Annotated in this window: 20 protein-coding genes and 1 pseudogene; 20 read left to right on the forward strand and 1 reads right to left on the reverse strand. The window is 65.4% G+C overall.

The window, feature by feature from the left end:
• Positions 1-76: 76 nt before the first annotated feature.
• The 4 genes from HAP48_RS25160 to HAP48_RS25175 all read left to right on the forward strand — a co-directional run bounded on the left by HAP48_RS25160 (position 77) and on the right by HAP48_RS25175 (position 1,821).
• Positions 77-259 (forward strand): hypothetical protein, encoded by a 183-nt coding sequence (locus tag HAP48_RS25160; protein ID WP_166209278.1) that lies wholly within the window; start codon positions 77-79, stop codon positions 257-259.
• A 124-nt stretch (positions 260-383) separates the two neighbouring features.
• Positions 384-1,283, forward strand: coding sequence for a DnaJ C-terminal domain-containing protein (locus HAP48_RS25165; RefSeq protein WP_166209276.1), 900 nt, complete (start codon positions 384-386; stop codon positions 1,281-1,283).
• Positions 1,283-1,558 carry a chaperone modulator CbpM gene (locus tag HAP48_RS25170; protein WP_166209274.1) on the forward strand — a complete coding sequence of 92 codons (276 nt, stop codon included), beginning with the start codon at positions 1,283-1,285 and terminating at the stop codon, positions 1,556-1,558. The genes HAP48_RS25165 and HAP48_RS25170 overlap by 1 nt, the downstream gene beginning before the upstream one ends.
• Positions 1,559-1,596: 38 nt before the next feature.
• A complete protein-coding gene (locus HAP48_RS25175; RefSeq protein WP_021081495.1) occupies positions 1,597-1,821 on the forward strand; it encodes a hypothetical protein in 225 nt (74 codons plus the stop codon).
• Between the two features lie 17 nt (positions 1,822-1,838).
• On the opposite strand, the gene ybaL is transcribed toward HAP48_RS25175, so the two are convergent.
• Positions 1,839-3,572 (reverse strand): YbaL family putative K(+) efflux transporter, encoded by a 1,734-nt coding sequence (gene ybaL, locus HAP48_RS25180; protein WP_166209272.1) that lies wholly within the window; start codon positions 3,570-3,572, stop codon positions 1,839-1,841.
• 114 nt (positions 3,573-3,686) lie between these two features.
• Here ybaL and HAP48_RS25185 point away from each other — a divergent pair, with 114 nt between their 5' ends.
• The 16 genes and pseudogenes from HAP48_RS25185 to HAP48_RS25260 all read left to right on the forward strand — a co-directional run bounded on the left by HAP48_RS25185 (position 3,687) and on the right by HAP48_RS25260 (position 19,806).
• A complete protein-coding gene (locus tag HAP48_RS25185) occupies positions 3,687-4,352 on the forward strand; it encodes an HAD family hydrolase (protein ID WP_166209270.1) in 666 nt (221 codons plus the stop codon).
• Between the two features lie 9 nt (positions 4,353-4,361).
• A complete protein-coding gene (locus tag HAP48_RS25190; protein ID WP_166209268.1) occupies positions 4,362-5,315 on the forward strand; it encodes a sugar-binding transcriptional regulator in 954 nt (317 codons plus the stop codon).
• Positions 5,316-5,473: 158 nt separating this feature from the next.
• Positions 5,474-6,787 carry an ABC transporter substrate-binding protein gene (locus tag HAP48_RS25195; RefSeq protein WP_166209265.1) on the forward strand — a complete coding sequence of 438 codons (1,314 nt, stop codon included), beginning with the start codon at positions 5,474-5,476 and terminating at the stop codon, positions 6,785-6,787.
• A 148-nt stretch (positions 6,788-6,935) separates the two neighbouring features.
• Positions 6,936-7,808 carry a carbohydrate ABC transporter permease gene (locus HAP48_RS25200; protein WP_166209262.1) on the forward strand — a complete coding sequence of 291 codons (873 nt, stop codon included), beginning with the start codon at positions 6,936-6,938 and terminating at the stop codon, positions 7,806-7,808.
• A 4-nt stretch (positions 7,809-7,812) separates the two neighbouring features.
• Positions 7,813-8,643, forward strand: a complete 831-nt coding sequence (locus HAP48_RS25205; RefSeq protein WP_029080375.1) for a carbohydrate ABC transporter permease — start codon at positions 7,813-7,815, stop codon at positions 8,641-8,643.
• A 16-nt stretch (positions 8,644-8,659) separates the two neighbouring features.
• Complete coding sequence (locus HAP48_RS25210) at positions 8,660-9,667, forward strand: ABC transporter ATP-binding protein (RefSeq protein ID WP_029080374.1); 1,008 nt, start codon at positions 8,660-8,662, stop codon at positions 9,665-9,667.
• Positions 9,668-9,778: 111 nt separating this feature from the next.
• Entirely contained in the window at positions 9,779-10,552 is a 774-nt protein-coding gene (locus HAP48_RS25215; protein ID WP_166209259.1) for an SDR family NAD(P)-dependent oxidoreductase, read from the forward strand.
• A 42-nt stretch (positions 10,553-10,594) separates the two neighbouring features.
• Positions 10,595-12,247: an FGGY-family carbohydrate kinase gene (locus HAP48_RS25220; protein WP_166209256.1), complete on the forward strand. Its 1,653-nt coding sequence runs from the start codon at positions 10,595-10,597 to the stop codon at positions 12,245-12,247.
• A gap of 12 nt (positions 12,248-12,259) precedes the next feature.
• On the forward strand, positions 12,260-13,198 hold the full coding sequence (locus HAP48_RS25225) for a carbohydrate kinase family protein (RefSeq protein ID WP_166209253.1): 939 nt from the start codon (positions 12,260-12,262) through the stop codon (positions 13,196-13,198).
• 119 nt (positions 13,199-13,317) lie between these two features.
• Positions 13,318-14,748, forward strand: a complete 1,431-nt coding sequence (locus tag HAP48_RS25230; protein WP_166209250.1) for an amidase — start codon at positions 13,318-13,320, stop codon at positions 14,746-14,748.
• Positions 14,749-14,824: 76 nt separating this feature from the next.
• Entirely contained in the window at positions 14,825-15,775 is a 951-nt protein-coding gene (locus tag HAP48_RS25235) for an ABC transporter permease (protein WP_166209247.1), read from the forward strand.
• A complete protein-coding gene (locus tag HAP48_RS25240) occupies positions 15,772-16,668 on the forward strand; it encodes an ABC transporter permease (protein WP_166209243.1) in 897 nt (298 codons plus the stop codon). The genes HAP48_RS25235 and HAP48_RS25240 overlap by 4 nt, the downstream gene beginning before the upstream one ends.
• A gap of 2 nt (positions 16,669-16,670) precedes the next feature.
• On the forward strand, positions 16,671-17,669 hold the full coding sequence (locus HAP48_RS25245) for an ABC transporter ATP-binding protein (RefSeq protein ID WP_166209240.1): 999 nt from the start codon (positions 16,671-16,673) through the stop codon (positions 17,667-17,669).
• Positions 17,666-18,700 (forward strand): ABC transporter ATP-binding protein, encoded by a 1,035-nt coding sequence (locus tag HAP48_RS25250; protein WP_166209237.1) that lies wholly within the window; start codon positions 17,666-17,668, stop codon positions 18,698-18,700. Before HAP48_RS25245 ends, HAP48_RS25250 begins: the two co-directional genes overlap by 4 nt.
• Positions 18,701-18,790: 90 nt before the next feature.
• Positions 18,791-19,438: pseudogene (locus HAP48_RS25255) on the forward strand (ABC transporter substrate-binding protein); the annotation flags it as partial.
• A 50-nt stretch (positions 19,439-19,488) separates the two neighbouring features.
• A complete protein-coding gene (locus HAP48_RS25260) occupies positions 19,489-19,806 on the forward strand; it encodes a hypothetical protein (RefSeq protein ID WP_166209234.1) in 318 nt (105 codons plus the stop codon).
• Positions 19,807-19,851: the final 45 nt, after the last annotated feature.

Here is a 19,851-nt window from a genome sequence, read left to right on the forward strand (position 1 = left end):
GCGCTCCGCTGGCTCGTTCCGGCGGAGCGCGGTATTGTTCCGGCTACGGGCAAGTGATCATCACTGGAGGACAGTCATGGCACAGAGTCACGGTGGCAGCGGACAGCTTGATGACGGCAAGCCGCGCCTGAGCGAGGACGATATGCAGCGCGCTTTGCTCGGTCCGCGGGGCGTGCCGGGCAAGCCGGATCCCGCCAAGATGACGCCGCAGCAGGAAAAGAACATCCCGAAATATCTCGACCCCGGGCATACGTCCTAGACCGTCGGTGATCTGAACGCATGCTGCGTCGCCCATTGCCGGGCGACCCGCGAGCGGTCTTGCAAATCGCCTGCTTTTACGCCCTCATGATTGCAGGTGCACTCACGGTGTTGCGGAGCAAATTGTGAGAAATCCGTACGAGGTTCTTGGCGTTGCGCCTGCGGCATCTGCGGCCGATATCCAGAAGGCTTATCGCAAGCTGGCGAAGAAGCTGCATCCGGATCTCAATCCGGGCGACAAGGCGGCCGAGGAAAAGTTCAAGGAAGTCGCAGCCGCGAACGATCTGCTCTCGGATGCCGAGAAGCGCAAGCGCTTCGATGCCGGTGAAATTGACGCCAGCGGCGCCGAGCGGCCGCAGCATCGTTACTACCGGGATTTCGCCACCGCGGATGAGGGGCATCCTTACGCCGACAGTTCCGGCTATGCCGACTATATGGACCAGGAGGACGCCTTCGCCGAATTGCTCCGGCGCAGCGAACAGGCGCGCGCCAACCGTCGCGGCCGCGATTTGCATTACAGCCTGGCGATCGACTTCGCGGAATCGATCACCGGTGCGAGCAAGCGGCTGACGCTTCCGGACGGTGGCACGCTCGACGTGACGATCCCGCCGGGGCTCATCGATGGCCAGGTCATTCGGCTGCGCGGCAAGGGCATGCCCGGCAGCGGCAAGGGCGGTCCCGGCGATGCGCTGATCGAGGTCGAGGTCCGTCCCGATCCCCGCTTCACCCGCGAGGGCGACGACATCACGCTGGAATTGCCGATCTCGCTGTCGGAGGCCGTGCTCGGCGGCAAGGTCCGCGTTCCGACGCCGACCGGCGCCGTCACCATGACGGTGCCGAAGGGATCGAACACCGGCACCACGATGCGGTTGCGCGGCAAGGGCGCGCCTCGGCTCAGTGGCGGCCAGGGCGATGAGCTGGTCAAGCTCAAGGTGGTGCTGCCCAAGAGACCCGATCCCGAGCTCGAGGCGTTTGTTGCGAACTGGGATCGCAAGGCATTCAATCCGCGCGAGGAAGGTGCGTGATGAACAAGCAGCAGTTCCTCATCGATGCGGGTCTGGAGGTGCAGACCCTGGAGTTCTGGATCGAGCAGCAATGGCTCGTCCCGGAAGAGACCGCGAGCGAGATCAGCTTCTCCGACACCGATTTGGCGCGTGCGCATCTGATCCAGGATCTGAAGGGCGATTTCGGCGTCAACGACGAGGGCATCGACGTCATCCTCCATCTGGTCGATCAACTGCATGGCCTGCGCCGCGCGTTCGAGCAATTGCACAAGGACATTGCGTCACCACCGCGCTAGCAGCCCCGCATACGACGAACTCAGCCTGGGAGACGATCATGACGGACAAGCCCACACCGCTGGCCCATGGCGAGATCGACGTTCTCATCCTGCAGGCGCTGGTGCGCAAGCTGATCGCGAAGGGTGTGCTGACGCCGGACGACGTTCGCGCGATGCTGTTCGAGGCTGCGAAGAATCTCGATCTCGTCGGCAGCGAGCTGACGACGGAAGCCGCCAACATCATCGTGCAGGAAGATCTGGCGCCCGCGTTTCTTGGCGGCTGAGTGCGTTCGCTGCGCCCTCAGGCCGCCGAGTCTTGCTCGGCTGTCCGCACATTTGGCGTGGCAGCACCCGGATATTGCCGTTCCAGCTCCTCGATCATGCCGCGGGCGATCTCGCGCTCGCCCATGATCACGATGTCGGCTCCCAGGCCCTTCAGATGATCGACTTCGGCGTCGGAATGCGCGCGTGCGATGATCTGGATATCGGCATTCGCCGCGCGGGCCTGCTCGACGATCTGTCCGGCCTCGAACGCTTCCGGAATCGCAATGACCAGGGATCGCGCGCCGACCGGATTGGTCGCGCGCAGCACGCTGGCGCGCGCGGCGTTGCCGATCAGGGCCTCGATGCCGCGCTGCCTGAGTTTTGCGACCATGTCGTCGGACGCCTCGACCGTGAGGAACGGCGCGTTGCGCTGATGCAGGGAATCGCCGACGATGCTGCCGACCCGGCCGTAGCCGACCAGAATGGTGTGATCCTGCAATTCGGTAACCGGGATCGCCTCTGAGGATGCAACGGTCGGCGATGCGGCTTGCGGTTTCTCCAGCCGCGACGTCAGCCAATCGACGACCGCGAACACCAGCGGGTTGAGCATGATCGAGAAGATCGCGCCGGCCAGGATCAGGTCGCGGCCGGCCTTCGGCAGCAGATTGAGCGCAACGCCGAGCTCCGCCAGGATGAACGAAAACTCGCCGATCTGGGCGAGGCTCGCCGAGATCATCAGGGCGGTCGCCATCGGGTGACGGAACAGCACGACGATCAAGAGCGCAGCGAGCGATTTGCCGACCACGATGACGAACAGCGTCGCGACCAAGGGCCAGGGTTCGCGGACCATGCTGAGCGGATCGAACAGCATGCCGACTGAAACGAAGAACAGCACCGCGAAGGCGTCGCGCAGCGGCAGAGTTTCCTGCGCGGCGCGCTGGCTGAGCGGCGATTCCCGCAGCATCATCCCGGCGAAGAACGCGCCGAGCGCCAGCGAAACCCCGAACAGCTTGGTCGCACCGAACGCGATGCAGAGCGCGATCGCAAGCACGGCCAGCCGGAACAGCTCGCGCGATCCGGTGTGCGCGATGTAGTGCAGCACCCATGGGATCAGCCGCCGTCCGACCACCAGCATCAAGGCGATGAACACCGCGATCTTGACCAGCGTCAGCACCAGCACGCCGGTCAGCCCGAGGCCGAACCGGGTGGCCAGCGGATCGGAGACAAGCACTGCGCCATCGCCGCCCTGGAAGCTCGCCACCGCCGGGAACAGCACCAGCGCGAGCACCATCGCGAGATCTTCGACGATCAGCCAGCCGACCGCGATCTTGCCGCGTTCGGTGTCCATCAGCCGGCGCTCCTGCAGCGCGCGCAACAGCACCACGGTACTTGCAACCGACAATGCCAAGCCGAACACCAGGCCGGCGCCGACAGTCCAGCCCATCAACAGCGCGAGGCCGAGGCCCATCAATGTGGCGACCGCGATCTGGGCAATTGCGCCGGGCACCGCGATCGCGCGCACCGACAACAGATCGTTCAGCGAGAAATGCAGGCCGACGCCGAACATCAAGAGGATGATACCGAGCTCGGCGAGCTCGGTTGCCAGCGCCTGATCGGCGACGAAGCCGGGCGTGAACGGACCAACGGCGACGCCTGCGAGCAGATAACCGACCAGTGGCGGAACCCGGAAGCGCTGGGCGATGGTTCCGAAGACGAAAGCGAGGCCAAGTCCCGCGACGACGGTCGCGATCAGAGGTGTGTCATGCGGCATTTCGCCTTGTCGCACAGCATGCCCAGTGGTGCACCGCGACCATTTGAGGCGCGGCATTCCGCGCGGAAATTGTGATCTATTGCCCAATACGTGAGCATATGATCTCATGCCGGGATGGATCCGCGGCTTCCCGAGACCGATCTCGTCATCTTCGACTGCGACGGCGTGCTCGTCGACAGCGAGGAGTTGAGCTGCCGCTGCCTCGCCGAGGCGATGGTCCAGGCGGGCATCGCGATGAGCACCGGGCAAGCCCTCGAACTCTTCCTCGGCCGCAGCACCGCGGCGGTGATCGAATATGCCGCGGCCGTGGGAAAGCCACTGCCTGCGACCTTCCTGCCTGATCTGGCGTTGCAGGTCCGCGAGACATTCCGATCCCAGCTCACACCGATCGCGGGCGTCGCGGCGGTGCTTACGGAATTGCGCCTGCCGTCTTGTGTCGCTTCATCTAGCGATCTCGCGCGGGTGAGGTTCTCGCTGGAACTGACCGGTCTTGCGGCAAGCTTTGGGCCGCGGCTTTACACCTCGCAGATGGTCAAGCACGGCAAGCCGGCGCCGGATCTGTTTCTGCATGCGGCAGGCGCGATGGGCGCCGAGCCGCGCCACACGCTTGTGATCGAGGACAGCGTCAGCGGGGTGACGGCCGCGAAGGCAGCAGGCATGAAAGTGTGGGGATTTGTCGGCGGCGCCCACTATCGGTTGGCGGATGGCAGTGCTCTGCTGCGGCAAGCCGGGGCAGATCGAATCTTCGCCGCGATGACGGATTTCTGGATGGAAGGCTGACACAGGATTATGGCTGCGCCCGACAACGAAAAGTCTCGCCTGGACGATGCGGCGCGCGCCGGCTGGCTGTATTTCATCGCGGGCCACACCCAGGACGAGATTGCAAAGATGCTGCAGGTGTCGCGCGCCTCGGCGCAGCGTCTGGTGTCGCTGTGCCTGGCGGAGCGGCTGATCACGTTTCGGCTCGAGCACCCGATTGCGGCCTGCATGGAGCTGGCGTCCCGGCTGAAGGCGCGGTTCGATCTGGTGCATTGCGACGTGGTGCCATCAGATCCGGCGGCGCCGCTGTCGAATGCGGGGATCGCCGAACGCAGCGCCAATCTGCTGGAGACGACGCTGCGCTCGGAGACGCCTGTGATCGTGGCGCTCGGCACCGGCCGCGCGGTGCGCGCCGCGGTCGAGCGGGTCTCGCCGATCGAGCGGCCCGATCACCAGATCGTCTCGCTGGTCGGCAACATCTCCGCCGACGGCTCGGCGAGCTTCTACGACACGGTAGGACGGCTCGCCGACCGCACCGGCGCGCGCCATTACCCGATGCCGCTGCCGTTCTTGATGTCGAGCGAGGACGAGCGCAACCGCATGGTGCGCATCGACCCGATCGCACGGGTGAGGGCGGTCGCCGCCAAGGCCGATCTTCGGCTGATCGGCATCGGCCAGATGGACCAGAAGGCCCAGGTCCATGTCGATGGCTTCGTCACCCGCGAGGAACTCTTGGAGATGATGCGGCTCGGCGCAATCGGCGAGCTGACCGGTTGGGCCTATGACGCCAAGGGGCGCCTCATCAAGGGCGGCACCAACAAGCGCCTGACCAGCATCCCGCCGCAGATTCCCGCGGAGCAAACCACGATCGCAGCGGCGGTCGGCGCCGCCAAGGTGCCGGCAATCAAGGCCGCGCTGGCGGGCCGGGTGATCAACGGCCTGATCACCGATGAGGCGACCGCGCGCGCGGTGCTCGATCGCTAGACGCTTTCTTCGCCTCCGCAAAAACCTCCATTCCAGGCTGCGTTGGAACCCGCAATCGCGTGGGACGGCGCACCCGCGCGCTTGACAAAATTTGGCGACAGGATGAACATACGCCCAACACGTGGGCATATGCTCAACGTGACATAAGGGAGGTCACCTTGAAAAACGTCCTTTGCGCCGTTGCGGGCGCGGCTGCTCTTTTGATCTCTGCCCCCTCGATCGCCCAGACCACGCTGACGGTGGCGACCGTCAACAACGGCGACATGATCCGCATGCAGGGGCTCTCCAGCGAATTCACCGCCAAGAATCCTGACATCACCGTCAAATGGGTGACGCTCGAGGAGAACGTGCTGCGCCAGCGCGTGACCACCGACATCGCCACCAAGGGCGGCCAGTTCGACGTGCTCACCATCGGCACCTATGAGGTGCCGATCTGGGCCAAGAAGAACTGGCTGGTGCCGCTCGACAAGCTCGGCGCCGACTATGACGTCGGCGACCTGCTGCCGAAGATCAAGGACGCGGTCTCGGTGGATGGCAAGCTTTATGCCGCGCCGTTCTACGGCGAGAGCTCGATGGTGATGTACCGCACCGACCTGTTCGACAAGGCTGGGCTGAAGATGCCGGAGAGCCCGACCTGGGACTTCGTGGTCGACGCCGCCAAGAAGCTGACTGACAAGTCGGGCGGCGTCTACGGCATCTGCCTGCGCGGCAAGGCCGGCTGGGGCGAGAACATGGCGTTCCTGACCGCGATGGCCAATTCCTTCGGCGCGCGCTGGTTCGACGAGAAGTGGGAGCCGCAGTTCAATTCGCCGGAATGGAAGAAGACGCTCTCGACCTATGTCGACCTGATGAAGCAGGCCGGCCCTCCCGGCGCCAGCTCCAACGGCTTCAACGAGAACCTTGCGCTGTTCAACGCCGGCAAATGCGCGATGTGGATCGATGCGACGGTGGCGGCGTCCTTCGTGAGCAATCCGAAGGAGTCCAAGGTCGCCGACAAGGTCGGCTTTGCGCTGGCGCCGAACACCGGGCTCGGCAAGAACGCCAACTGGCTGTGGGCGTGGAGTCTCGCGGTCCCCGCCGGCTCGAAGAAGGTCGAGGCGGCCGAGAAGTTCATCGCCTGGGCGACCAGCAAGGACTACAGCAGGCTCGTCGCCGCGAAGGAAGGCTGGGCCAACGTGCCGCCGGGCACGCGTACCTCGCTGTACAAGAACCCCGAGTATCTGAAGGTCGCGCCCTTCGCCAAGCTGACGCTGGCCTCGATCGATGCGGCGGATCCGAACAAGCCGACCGTGAAGCCGGTGCCGTATGTCGGCGTGCAGTATGCGGCGATCCCTGAATTCCAGGGCATCGGCACCCAGGTCGGACAGCAATTCTCGGCGGCGCTCTCCGGCTCGACAACGGTCGATGCCGCACTCGCAGCCGCGCAGTCCGCGACCGAGCGCGAAATGAAGCGCGCCGGCTACATCAAATAAACGACGCCAGACTAAGCCACACCAGACAAAGCCAGGGCGCAACACGCGCCTTGGCCGCCCGACCGGCTCAAACCTCCCGAGCTGGGCTACTCGCGACCATCCTGTCCCGCAGCGGGATGGTCGCTCCTTTCCACGGAAGGAGGCGGGGATGGCGACCCAGCAGACCCAACTGCTTGCACGCACGCTGCTTACGCCCGCGGTGGCGCTGCTGTTCATCTGGATGATCGTGCCGCTGGCGCTCACGATCTACTTCGCGACCCTGCATTACAATCTGCTCGATCCCGGTTCCGAAGCGTTCGTCGGGCTGGAGAATTTTCGTTACTTCCTGACCGATCCGGCCTTCCTCGCCTCGCTGCAGAATACCCTGGTGCTGGTCGGCTCGGTGCTCGCGATCACCATCATCCTTGGCGTGCCGCTGGCGCTGCTGCTCGACCAGCAGGTGGTCGGGCTCTCCATCGTCCGCCTGATGGTGATCGCGCCGTTCTTCGTGATGCCGACGGTCAGCGCGCTGGTCTGGAAGAATCTCCTGATGCATCCGGTGTCGGGCCTGTTCGCCTGGATCGCGCATTTGTTCGGCCTGCCGGCGATCGACTGGTTCAACGATGCGCCGCTGTTCTCGGTGATCCTGATCATCTCCTGGCAATGGCTGCCGTTTGCGACTCTGATCCTGCTCACCGCGCTGCAATCGCTCGACGAGGAGCAGAAGGAGGCGGCCGAGATGGATGGCGCGAGCGCGATCTCGACCTTCATCTACATCACGCTGCCGCATCTGGCGCGCCCGATCACGGTGGTGATCCTGATCGAGACCATCTTCCTGCTCACGGTGTTCGCGGAGATATTCGTGACCACCGGCGGCGGCCCCGGCCTGCAGACCACCAACATCGCCTTTCTGATCTATTCGCAGGCGCTGATCCAGTACGACGTCGGCAGCGCCTCGGCGGGCGGCCTGGTCGCGGTGGTGCTCGCCAATATCGTCGCGTTCTTCCTCGTTCGTATCGTCGGCCGGAATCTGGAGGCGTAACGTCATGGCACGGAAGGTCACGACACGGAACAAGGTGATCTCGACGGCGGCGGCCTGGCTGGTCGGCTTCCTGATCTTCTTCCCGATCCTCTGGATGGTGCTGGCGAGCTTCAAGACCGAGCTGGAGGCCTTCGCGATTCCGCCGTCGTTCCTGTTCTTCCACTGGACGACGGAGAACTATGCGACCGTGCAGGAGCGCAGCGACTATATCCATCACGCGCTCAACTCGATTATCATCGCCGGCGGATCGACATTGATCGCGATGCTGATCGCGATCCCGGCGGCGTGGTCGATGGCGTTCTCGCCCACCAAGCGGACCAAGGACGTGCTGCTCTGGATGCTGTCCACCAAGATGATGCCGCCGGTCGGCGTGCTGGTGCCGATCTACCTGATCTTCCGGACCTTCGGCCTGCTCGACACCCGCTCCGGCCTGATCTTCATCCTGTGCCTCGGCAATCTGCCGATCGTGATCTGGATGTTGTTCACCTATTTCAAGGAGATCCCGAAGGATATCCTCGAGGCGGCGCGGATGGACGGCGCCACGATCGGGCGTGAGCTGATCTACGTGCTGACGCCGATGGCGGTGCCGGGGCTCGCCTCGACCCTGCTGCTCAATCTGATCCTGGCGTGGAACGAGGCGTTCTGGACCCTCAATCTGTCGACGCTCGAGGCCGCGCCGCTCACCGTGTTCATCGCATCCTATTCCAGCCCGGAAGGATTGTTCTGGGCGAAACTGTCGGCGGCGTCGACGCTCGCGATCGCGCCCATTCTCGTGCTCGGCTGGTTCAGTCAGCGGCAGCTCGTCCGCGGCCTGACCTTCGGCGCGGTCAAGTAGCAGAAAGGCTTTTGCCATGGGTCAGATTACGCTGCAGGGTGTGCAAAAATCGTTCGGGCCGGTCCACATCATCAAGGGCGCCGACCTCGAGATCGCCGATGGCTCCTTCGTCGTCTTCGTCGGTCCCTCCGGCTGCGGCAAGACCACGCTGCTGCGGCTGATCGCGGGGCTCGAGGACGTCACCGGCGGCGCCATCCTGATCGACGGGCGCAACGTGGTCGACGTGCCGCCGGCCAAGCGCGGGCTGTCGATGGTGTTCCAGTCCTACGCGCTCTATCCGCATATGAGCGTGCGCGGCAACATCGCGTTCGGCCTGAAGATGGCGGGCATCGCCAGGGACGAGATCAACCGCAAGGTCGAGGCCGCCGCGGCGACCCTCAACCTTACGCCCTATCTCGACCGCAAGCCGCGCGAGCTGTCCGGCGGCCAGCGCCAGCGCGTCGCGATCGGGCGCGCCATCGTGCGCGAGCCGAAGGCGTTCCTGTTCGACGAGCCGCTGTCGAACCTTGATGCCGCGCTGCGCGTGCAGATGCGGCTCGAGGTGACGCGATTGCAGAAGCAGCTCGGCACCACGGCGATCTACGTCACCCACGACCAGGTCGAGGCCATGACCATGGCCGACAAGATCGTGGTGCTGAACGGCGGCAAGATAGAGCAATATGGCTCGCCGCTCGAACTTTATGAAAAGCCCGCAAACCTGTTCGTCGCCGGTTTCATCGGCTCGCCGAAGATGAACTTCGTCACTGGCGAGCCCGCGAAACAGCAGGGCGCAGCTACCATCGGGGTGCGGCCCGAGCATTTGAAGGTCGAGCGCGACGGCCAGGGCGGTTGGCCCGGCACGGTCTCGGTCGCCGAGCATCTCGGCAGCGACACATTCCTCTACGTCGACGCCGGACCGCAGGGCATGCTGACCACGCGCTATGTCGGCGAGCTTGACCTGCATCCCGGCGATCGCGTGTCGCTGATCCCGGATCCGGCGCGCATCCATCGGTTCGACGACAGCGGAAAGTCGATCCACGCGTAGAGCATGATCCGGACCCGGAGGGCCGCGCCAGCGCAAAGTGCGAAGCGGTTTTCCGATCAGATCATGCTCAAAAGAAGCCAGAACGCGGGCTTCAGGCAAAGGAAGAAGAAAATGTATCTCGAGAAATTCAAACTCGACGGCAAGACCGCCATCATCACCGGTGCCGGCCAGGGCATCGGCCTCGCTTGCGCCGAAGCGCTGGCGGAAGCCGGCGCCAAGGTCATTATCGGCGACCGCGACGCCAAGGTCGCCAATGATGCGCAGGCGGCGCTGAAGGCCAAGGGTTTTGACGCCGATATCGCGCTGATGGACGTAACGGATTCCGGCCGCGTCTCCGCGGTCGCCGACGAGCTGGTCCGCAAATACGGCAAGGTCGATATTCTCGTCAACAATGCCGGCATCGCGCGCAGCGAGACGCCGGCCGAGACCGTGACCGACGAGCATTGGCTCAACGTCATCGACGTCAATCTGAACGGCACCTTCTGGTGCTGCCGCGCCTTCGGCAGCCACATGTTGAAGGCCAAGTCCGGAACCATCGTCAATGTCGGCTCGATGTCCGGCTTCATCGTCAACAAGCCGCAGGAACAGTGCTTCTACAATGCTTCCAAGGCCGCAGTGCATCATCTCACCAAATCGCTGGCGGCCGAATGGGGCGCGCGCGGGGTTCGCGTCAATGCGGTGGCGCCGACCTATATCGAGACCCCGCTGAACGCCTTCGTGAAGAACAGCCCCAGAATGTACGACGCCTGGATCGGCGGAACCCCGATGGCGCGAATGGGGCAGGTCGACGAGATCGCTTCCGTCGTCTTGTTCCTCGCCTCCGACGCGGCGAGCCTGATGACCGGAAGCATCGTTGGTGTCGATGGCGGCTACACTTGCTGGTAGGGTTGCGCCGAACGATCGGGCTCAACAAAAGATAGAGCGGTCATGCGGCAAGCCTATATCGGGGTGGACGTCGGGAGCACCAGTGCCCGGGCGGGGGTATTCGACGAGGGCGGGAAGCTATTGGGGTCGGCCCGGCATCCGATCCGGGTCTGGCATGAGCCCAGCGATATCGTCGAGCAGTCGTCCGACGATATCTGGGCGGCCTGCGTTGCCTCCGTCCGCAATGCGATGCGCGAGGCGGCGGTTGCGGCCGAGCAGGTCAAGGGCATCGGCTTCGATGCCACCTGCTCGCTGGTCGTGCTCGATAGGACAGGCCGGCCGCTCACCGTCAGCCCGTCCGGCGATCCCGCGCGCAACGTCGTGGTCTGGATGGACCACCGCGCGATGGAGGAAACCGAATTCGTCAACGCGACCGGTGATCGCGTGCTGCGTTATGTCGGCGGTGCCATCTCGCCGGAGATGGAGATACCAAAAATCCTCTGGCTGAAGCGGCATCTGCCCGCGACCTTCGAAGCCGCCGGGCACTTCTTCGATCTCGCCGACTACCTCTCGTTCCGCGCCACCGGCTCGCAGGCGCGCTCGACCTGCACCGTCACCTGCAAATGGACCTATGTCGCCGGTGAAGGCGGCTGGAGCGAATCGTTCCTCAAGCGGGTCGGGCTCGAGGCCCTCGCAGCCGACCGCTTTGGGCGCATCGGCGCCGAGATCGTGCCGCCCGGTTCGCCGCTCGGCCGCGGCTTGTCGGAGGATGCCGCGCGCGAACTCGGCCTGCTGCCGGGAACCGCGGTCGGCGCCTCGCTGATCGATGCCCATGCCGGCGGCGTCGGCGCGATCGGTGGCCGCGACGGCTCCGGCGCCGAGGTCGATGTCTGCAAGCGTCTTGCCTACATCATGGGAACGTCGGCCTGCATCATGGCGACGACGGTCGATCCCTGTTTCGTGCCGGGTGTCTGGGGCCCGTATTTTTCGGGCATGGTGCCGGGCTTCTGGCTAAACGAGGGCGGCCAATCCGCGGCGGGAGCGGCGGTCGATCATTTGCTGAAATCCCATCCGGCGCATGCCGAGGTTTTGGCCGCAGCGAAGCACGACGGCGTCGATATCATCGAGTACCTCGAGAAGCGCATCCTGGTGCGTGCAGGCGACGCCGGTACGGCGGCGCTGCTCGCGCGCAATGTTCACGTCCTGCCGGAATTCCTCGGCAACCGGTCGCCCTATGCCGATCCGGGTTCGCGCGCCGTGATCGCGGGGCTTGATCTCGACACCGACGTGTCGGCGCTGGAGCGGCTGTTCATCGCTGGCCTGTGCGGGCTCGCCTACGGCCTTGCCGATGTCATCGACGCCCTGCAGGCCCATCGCGTCAGTGGCAAGACCATCGTGATCGGCGGCGGCGCGAGCCGCAGCCCCCTGGTGCGCCAGATCATGGCCGACACCACCGGCTACACGGTGGCGCTGCCGCAGACGCAGGAACCCGTGCTGCTCGGCGCTGCGATGCTCGGTGCGGTCGCCAGCGGCGCGCACAATTCGATCAACGCGGCGATGGCCGGCATGTCGGCGCTCGGGCGATTGAGCGAGCCGACCAGGCCCGAGTTGGCCGAGTTCCACCGCAAGAAACGCGGCGTGCACAAGATGCTGCGGGAGCTTGATCGCGACAGCCGCGAGGCGATGAAGCGGGCGCCCGGCGAGGCGCCGACGTAAGGTAGTTTGTCCATGCTGCTGAGTTGCGGAGATGCGCTGATCGATTTCCTGCCGTCACGGACGGCGGATGGACGCGAGGCCCTGACGCCCGCGGTCGGCGGCTCCTGTCTCAACATCGCGATCGGGAGCGCGCGGCTCGATGTTCCCACCGGCTTTGTCGGCGGCATCTCGACCGACACTTTTGGCAAGATGATCGCCGATCATGCCGCGGCTTCAAGCGTCGATCTCGGCCGCGCGACGCGCAGCGACCATCAGGCAACGCTGGCCTTTGCGCGCGTGACCGGCACCGAGACGCAATACGCGTTCTATGACGCGGACACCGCGTCGCGAAACTGGACCTACCGGCGCGATGCGATCGGGCTTGATGGCGTGACCTGCCTTCACACCGGCTCGACCACACTGGTCCATGACACGGGCGCGACCGAGACGCTGGCCTTCATCGAGGATATCAGGCCCAAGGTGACGATCGCGCTCGACCCGAACTGCCGGCCGAACCTCGTCAAGGACAAGGATGCCTATCGCACGCGCATGTTGGCGTTCTGCGCTAAGGCCGACATCGTGAAAATGTCCGATGTCGACTTCGCCTATCTGTTCGGCGACGAGGCCTACACCGATCGCGCGGAGGCGCTGCTATCGGCCGGCGCATCGCTCGTCGTCATCACGCGCGGCAACAATGGCGCCAGCGCCTGGCATCGCCAGGCTGGGCCGATCGACGTCGAGTCGCCTGTGGTGAAGGTCGTGGATACGATCGGCGCCGGCGACAGTTTTCAGGCCGCGCTGCTCGCCGCATTGCATCGGCTGAACCGGATCGCACGGCAGCAATTGCGCGAGATCAGCGCGGCCGAGCTCACGCGCGCGCTGTCGTTTGCGTGCAAATGCGCCGCCTTCACCTGCACGCGCGCCGGCGCCGATCCGCCGCGGAGCCGGGAATTGTCTGCGGACTATTGGTAGGCCATGCACAACTGGCGCCGCGCCACCTGCTACTATGCGCGCGAGGCAATGGACTTGGCGGATGCAGCGCGGCACGATGCGGATCGTCGACCACGTCCAATGCGAGCCCGTTCCCCCAGATGAGCGACGATCTGTGTCTCCTGCCTGCCGTTGACCTTCGCGCGCGCATTGGCGCCAGGGAAATATCTCCCGTCGAGGTCACGGCCGCGGTGCTTGCTCGCGCCGAGCGGCTGCAACCCGAACTGAACTGCTTCATCACGCTGTGCGCCGACGAGGCGATGGCGCAGGCGAAGGTCGCCGAGCGTCAGGTCATGGCCGGCGAGCCGCTCGGCCTGTTGCACGGCATCCCCTTCACCGTGAAGGACATCGTCAGCACAAGGGGTGTGCGGACGACCTTCGGCGCGGTGCCGTACCAGAACAACGTGCCCGATCATGATGCCGTGGCGGTGGCCCGGCTCCGTGCGCAGGGCGGAATATTGCTCGGCAAGACCACGACGCCGGAGTTCGGCAGCAAGTGCCTGACCGACTCGCCTCTGTTCGGCCGCACCCGCAACGCGTGGAGCGCGGAGCGCTCCAGCGGCGGCTCCAGCGGCGGCGCGGCGGTCGCGGTTGCGAGCGGCATCGCGCCGCTGGCGGTTGCGACCGATGGCGGCGGCTCGACCCGGATTCCCGCCGCCTGCAACGGCGTGGTCGGGATCAAGCAGAGCAACGGCGTGATCCCGCACAGCCAGGTGCAGGACGCCTTCGGCAACCAGACCTATGTTACGCCGACCACCCGCACGGTGGCCGATACGGCGCTGATGATGCAGGCGATGGCCGGCGAAGACCCGTCCGATCCCTGGTCGATCGGCGTGCCGGTGCCTGATTATCTCGATCGCGCGGCGCCCCGCGGCGATCTCAGGGGCAGGCGGGTGCTGTTCTGCCTGTCGCCGCCGGGCCGCCCGGTGACATCGGATGTCGCCGCTGACTTCAAGGCGAGCCTCGACCGGCTGGTCAGCCTCGGCGCGGAACTCGAGGAATTCTCCGGCGACGGTTTTGACATCGAGCCGATCTGGCGCGCCATCAATCACACGGTCTGGCGCACCCGTTTCGAGAAGCTCGCGGCCGAGCATCCCGATGACCTCAGCCCGACCTTCCTGAAGCAGCTCGCGCTCGCCGCTGAGGTCAGCGGCGTCGACTATCAGCAGGCGATGTTCGATCGTACCGCGCTGTTCCGCCTGATACAGTCGCTGCTCGCGCGCGGCGATCTGCTCGCGATGCCGACCCTGACCCGCACGGCACTGCCAATCGACCAGGATCTGTTCGGCACCATCGACATCGACGGGCAGAGCTTTGACAGCGTGCGGCCGCACTGGTTTCCCTGGACCATGCTGTTCAACATGACCGGGCATCCCGCGGTCAGCATTCCCTCCGGCTTCGGCCGCGATGGCCTGCCGATCGGCCTGCATCTGGTCGGCCGCTTCCGGGGCGATGCGGAACTGCTGCGCGTCGCGGCGCTGTTCGAGGAGGCGAGCGATCTGCTCGGCCGCTGGCCGACGCACGCGTCATGAATGGCGCGGCGAGGGGCTTGCATTCGTTCGCGAACATGTTGAAACCTGCGGCCTGTTCCTTGCATCCTGGGCGCGCATGAGCGTTTTCTTCCTGCGGCGGATCCTGACCCTGGTGGCGACGCTGCTCGCGGCGTCACTGATCATTTTCCTGGTGCTCGATGCGCTGCCCGGCAATGCCGCCCAGATGCTGATGGGTGCCGACGCCTCGCCCGATGCGGTGCGCGCGCTCACCGTCAAGCTCGGCCTCGACCAGCCGCTCACGGTTCGCTATTTGCTCTGGCTCAAGGGCATGGCAGTCGGCGATCTCGGCAACAGCTATGTCTATGGCACGCCGGTGGCCTCCCTGATCGCCGAGCGGCTGGTGCTGACCATCCCGCTTGCGATCATGTCGATGTCGATCACGGTGGTGCTGGCGCTCGCCGCCGGCATCTACACCGCGGCCAACCACAACAAGCTCGGCGATGTCGGCGTGATGTCGCTGACGCAGATAGGCATCGCGCTGCCGAATTTCTGGTTCGCGATCCTCTTGATCTTGCTGTTCTCGGTGAAGCTGCAATTGCTGTCTGCCGGCGGATTTGCCGGCTGGGATGACGGCGTCTGGCCGGGCGTCAAGTCGCTGCTGCTGCCTGCGATCTCGCTCGCCGTAGTGCAGGCCGCGATCCTCGCCCGAGTCACCCGCTCGGCGGTGCTGGAGGTGCTGCGCGAGGATTTCGTCCGCACCGCGCGCGCCAAGGGGCTCGGCAAGCGCGAGGTGCTGTGGCGCCACGTGCTGCGCAACGCCATGATTCCGGTGATGACGGTGATGGGCCTGCAATTCGCCAATCTGCTGGCCGGCACCATCGTGATCGAGAACGTGTTCTATCTGCCGGGCCTCGGACGGCTGATCTTCCAGTCGATCGCCAACCGCGACCTGATCGTGGTGCGCAACTGCGTGATGCTGCTGGCAGCGATGGTCGTCATCGTCAATTTCGTGGTCGATATGCTCTATGCCTTCATCGATCCGCGCATCAAGGTGGCCAATCTGTGAGCGCGCCGCTGACCGCCTCCGCCGGCACGCCGGCCATCGCAGCGGGCGCGCGGCCGGCGACCGGGTTCTGGCGCCGCGCATTGCGTCATCGCAGTTTTGTGCTTGGCGCAGTGCTGAGCCTGCTCGTGCTCGGTGCCGCGCTGCTGTCGCTGCTCTGGACGCCGTGGTCGGCTTATGACATCGACGTCGCCTCGAAACTGCGGCCGCCGTCGGCGGCGCACTGGCTCGGCACCGACGTGTTCGGCCGCGACATCGTCTCGCTGCTCTTGGTCGGCGCACGCTCCACCATCATGGTCGGAATCATCGCGGTCGGCATCGGCCTGAGCTTCGGCGTCTGCCTCGGCCTGATCGCCGCCGCGCGCAAGGGCTGGACCGAGGAGCTCATCATGCGGATGAGCGACTTCACCTTCGCTTTCCCAGCCGTGCTGTCGGCGATCATGCTGGCCGCCGTCGCAGGCCCCGGCATGGTCACCTCGATCACCGCGATCGGCATCTTCCAGATTCCGACCTTCGTCCGCGTCACCCGCGGCTCGGCCAATGCGATCTGGGCCCGCGAATTCGTGCTGGCCGCGCGCGCCGCGGGCAAGGGCTCATTCCGCATCACCATCGAGCATGTGCTGCCGAACATCCTGTCGATCCTGATCGTGCAGGCGACGATCCAGTTCGCGCTCGCGATCCTCGCCGAGGCGGCGCTGTCCTATCTCGGGCTCGGCACCCAGCCGCCGCAGCCGTCCTGGGGCCGCATGCTCAACGACGCGCAGACGCTGCTGTTCCAGTCGCCGATGCTCGCGGTCTATCCTGGCGTGGCGATCGCGATCGCGGTGCTCGGGCTCAATCTGCTCGGCGACGGCTTGCGCGATCTGCTCGATCCGCGACTGGCGCGGGAGCGTTGAGCATGAATGACGCGCCGCTGATCGAGGTGAAGGACCTTGGCGTCCGGCTCAACACCAGCCGCGGTCCGGCGCACGCGGTCCGCGGCGTCAGCTTTGCGCTTCGCCGCGGCGAGACGCTCGGACTGGTCGGCGAATCCGGTTGCGGAAAGTCGGTGACGGCGCTGGCGCTGATGGGGCTGCTGCCCGACAGCGCCGTGATCAGCGGCAGCATCCGGCTCGATGGTAGCGAGCTCGTCGGCTTGCCTGATGCGGCCTACTGCAAGCTGCGCGGCAACCGCATCGGCATGATCTTTCAGGAGCCGATGACCGCGCTCAATCCGATGCATACGATCGGGCATCAGGTCGCCGAGCCGTTGCGGCGTCACACCGGAATCTCGGCGGCTGCAGCGCGCGGCGAAACCATTGCCTTGCTCGACCGCGTCGGCTTGCCGGATGCGGCCAAGCGCGTCGATGCCTACCCGCATCAGTTCTCCGGCGGCCAGCGCCAGCGCATCACGATCGCAATGGCGCTGGCCTGCCAGCCCGATGTGCTGATCGCCGACGAGCCGACCACCGCGCTCGATGTCACCATCCAGGGCCAGATCCTCGATCTGATTGCCGATCTCGTCGCGGAACGCGGCATGTCGATGATCCTGATCTCGCACGATCTCGGCGTGATCGCCGAGAATGTCGAGCGCATGATGGTGATGTATGGCGGCACCGTCGTCGAGAGTGGTGAAACCTGTGCCGTGTTCACCCGGATGGGCCATCCCTACACCCAGGGCCTGTTCCGCGCCCGCCCGCGGCTTGGCGCGCGCAAGGGGACGCGGCTCAAGACCATCGCCGGCACGGTGCCGGAGCTGGCCGACCTGCCGGCGGGGTGCGCGTTTGCCGATCGCTGCACGATCGTGGAAGAGCGTTGCCGTGCGGCGTTGCCGGCCGTGGTGGATGTCGGCGAAGCGCATGGCGTGCGCTGCATCAGGACCGATGTCTCGATGGCCACTGGGGGCGTTGGCGCATGACGGTGCTGGAACAGGCATCAGCCGCGCCCGCGACGCCGCTGCTTGAGGTGACGGATCTCGCGCAACGCTACACCCTGCCGCGTGAAAGTCTGTTCAAGGCGGCGGCGCAGGTGCACGCGCTCAACGGCGTCACGGCGCAGGTCATGCCGGGCAAGAGCCTCGGCGTCGTCGGCGAGTCCGGTTCGGGTAAATCGACCTTTGCGCGGCTGGTGATGGCGCTGGAGCGCCCAACATCCGGCACGGTGTCTTTGCTGGGCCGCGACCTCAACCAGATGCCGCCGGACGAGCTGCGCCGCGCCCGCCGCGATTTCCAGATGGTGTTCCAGGATCCCTATGGCTCGCTCGATCCGCGGCAGACCATTGCGCGGATCGTGGCCGAGCCGTTGACCGCGCTCGGGCGCATCGATCGCAACAGCTTGCGCGAGCGCGTCGCTGCGGTGCTGCGGCAGGTCGGGCTGCGCGACGCCGACATGGACAAGTTCCCGCACGAATTCTCCGGCGGCCAGCGCCAGCGCATCGCAATTGCGCGCGCGCTGATCACCCAGCCGAAGCTGATCGTGGCCGACGAGCCGGTCTCCGCGCTCGACGTCTCCGTGCAGGCGCAGGTGCTCAATCTGATGCAGGACCTGCAGGACGAATTCGGTCTCAGCTACATCCTGATCAGCCACGACCTCGCGGTGGTCGATCTGCTCTGCGACGAGATCGCGGTGATGTATCAGGGGAGGATCGTCGAGCAGGGGCGGCCGGCCGATCTGTTCGCGCGCAGCGCCCATCCCTATACGCGCGCGCTGATCGATGCGGTTCCGCGCGCCCGGGCCGGTGGTATCAGGCGCCGCCGCGGCGCGCAGCCGATTGGCTCGCAGGCGTCGGCTGCGGCCGGGTGTCCTTACGCGCCGCGCTGCCCCATGGCGGACCAGCATTGTCGCGAGACCGCGCCTGCGCTACGGACGGTGGGAGAGGTCCACCTGGTCGCCTGCCATCACGCCGAAGCCGTGATGGTGCTGCCGCCAGTGGTCACGGAGGCTGGGTAGTCTTTCGTGCAGGACTGGCTTGGCTGATGGAAGAGCACGTCCGGGGAGCAGACCGATGTTGAGGAAACTATGCGTCATCGCGGCGGCTGCCGCGCTCGCCGCAGCGCCGCTGCCGAGCCTCGCGCAAGGCAAGAAGGACAGCGTCGTGATGGGCATGACGCTGGAGCCGCCCGGGCCTTCTACACCCCGGGATCGCTTGGCTATGTCGATACCACCGGCATCAACCCCTACGATCCGGAACTCGCCAGGAAGCTGCTGGCCGAGGCCGGCGTCAAGACGCCGCTCGAGCTCAGCCTCAAGCTGCCGCCGCCGTCTTACGCGCGGCAGGGCGGCGAGATCCTCGCAGCCCAGCTGGCCAAGGTCGGCATTGTGGCCAAGATCGAGAACGTGGAATGGGCGCAGTGGCTGTCGCAGGTCTTCACCGGCCCGCACAATTACGACCTTACGATCGTCGCGCATGTCGAGCCGTTCGATCTCGTGAAGCTGACCGAGCCCGACTACTATCTCGGCTACAAGTCCGAGGCGTTCAACGCGCTCTACCAGCAGATCATGGCGACGCCGGCCGAGGCCGACCGCGCCAAACTGCTCGGCGACGCGCAGCGCATGCTGGCGACCGACGCGGTGGCCGGCTTCCTGTTTCAGCCGCAATTCATCTCGATCGCCAGCAAGAAGCTGAAGGGCGTGTGGAAGGAAGTCCCGCAGTTCGAGAACGATTTCTCGACATGGTCCTGGGAGTAATCTGACCGTCTGAGGTCAACGACCTCAGACGGGCGCCAGGACTCGTGCGGGTGCCGTCGCTTGACGCGCAGTCTCATTTTGCGTGCTGCGGCTGCGAAGGCGAATTCGTCCAGCCAACGCTGAAGGCGCCGGAAGTGACCGATATCGCTTGGATTGATGTCGACGCGCGATCGCTGCGGTTCGGCAGCGCGAACCTATGCTGTTCCCGCTTCGCATTGAGCGCATCGATTGTCTTTATGAACGACAGCGCTAACATGAGGCCTGTCCATCGATACCTGTCGTTGTCTTTTTCATTCATCTATTGCAGCGCAACCAGGCCATCAACGGTGCGCGCTCGTGACGGCGGCCAGGCCTCGAAGGGGAAGTAGCAAATTCCATCCCTGATCCTGCAACCAAGAAATAACGGGGGAAAT

Source organism: Bradyrhizobium septentrionale (genome assembly GCF_011516645.4).
GTDB classification, from domain to species: Bacteria; Pseudomonadota; Alphaproteobacteria; order Rhizobiales; family Xanthobacteraceae; genus Bradyrhizobium; species Bradyrhizobium septentrionale.

Excerpts from the sequence above, each read along its gene's own strand:
- HAP48_RS25160 (WP_166209278.1), top strand. The coding sequence starts at position 77 with ATGGCACAGAGTCACGGTGGCAGCGGACAGCTTGATGACGGCAAGCCG.
- HAP48_RS25170 (WP_166209274.1), top strand. The coding sequence starts at position 1,283 with ATGAACAAGCAGCAGTTCCTCATCGATGCGGGTCTGGAGGTGCAGACC.
- HAP48_RS25175 (WP_021081495.1), top strand. The coding sequence starts at position 1,597 with ATGACGGACAAGCCCACACCGCTGGCCCATGGCGAGATCGACGTTCTC.
- ybaL (WP_166209272.1), bottom strand. The coding sequence starts at position 3,572 with ATGCCGCATGACACACCTCTGATCGCGACCGTCGTCGCGGGACTTGGC.
- HAP48_RS25185 (WP_166209270.1), top strand. The coding sequence starts at position 3,687 with ATGGATCCGCGGCTTCCCGAGACCGATCTCGTCATCTTCGACTGCGAC.
- HAP48_RS25190 (WP_166209268.1), top strand. The coding sequence starts at position 4,362 with ATGGCTGCGCCCGACAACGAAAAGTCTCGCCTGGACGATGCGGCGCGC.
- HAP48_RS25200 (WP_166209262.1), top strand. The coding sequence starts at position 6,936 with ATGGCGACCCAGCAGACCCAACTGCTTGCACGCACGCTGCTTACGCCC.
- HAP48_RS25205 (WP_029080375.1), top strand. The coding sequence starts at position 7,813 with ATGGCACGGAAGGTCACGACACGGAACAAGGTGATCTCGACGGCGGCG.
- HAP48_RS25210 (WP_029080374.1), top strand. The coding sequence starts at position 8,660 with ATGGGTCAGATTACGCTGCAGGGTGTGCAAAAATCGTTCGGGCCGGTC.
- HAP48_RS25215 (WP_166209259.1), top strand. The coding sequence starts at position 9,779 with ATGTATCTCGAGAAATTCAAACTCGACGGCAAGACCGCCATCATCACC.
- HAP48_RS25220 (WP_166209256.1), top strand. The coding sequence starts at position 10,595 with ATGCGGCAAGCCTATATCGGGGTGGACGTCGGGAGCACCAGTGCCCGG.
- HAP48_RS25225 (WP_166209253.1), top strand. The coding sequence starts at position 12,260 with ATGCTGCTGAGTTGCGGAGATGCGCTGATCGATTTCCTGCCGTCACGG.
- HAP48_RS25230 (WP_166209250.1), top strand. The coding sequence starts at position 13,318 with ATGAGCGACGATCTGTGTCTCCTGCCTGCCGTTGACCTTCGCGCGCGC.
- HAP48_RS25235 (WP_166209247.1), top strand. The coding sequence starts at position 14,825 with ATGAGCGTTTTCTTCCTGCGGCGGATCCTGACCCTGGTGGCGACGCTG.
- HAP48_RS25245 (WP_166209240.1), top strand. The coding sequence starts at position 16,671 with ATGAATGACGCGCCGCTGATCGAGGTGAAGGACCTTGGCGTCCGGCTC.
- HAP48_RS25250 (WP_166209237.1), top strand. The coding sequence starts at position 17,666 with ATGACGGTGCTGGAACAGGCATCAGCCGCGCCCGCGACGCCGCTGCTT.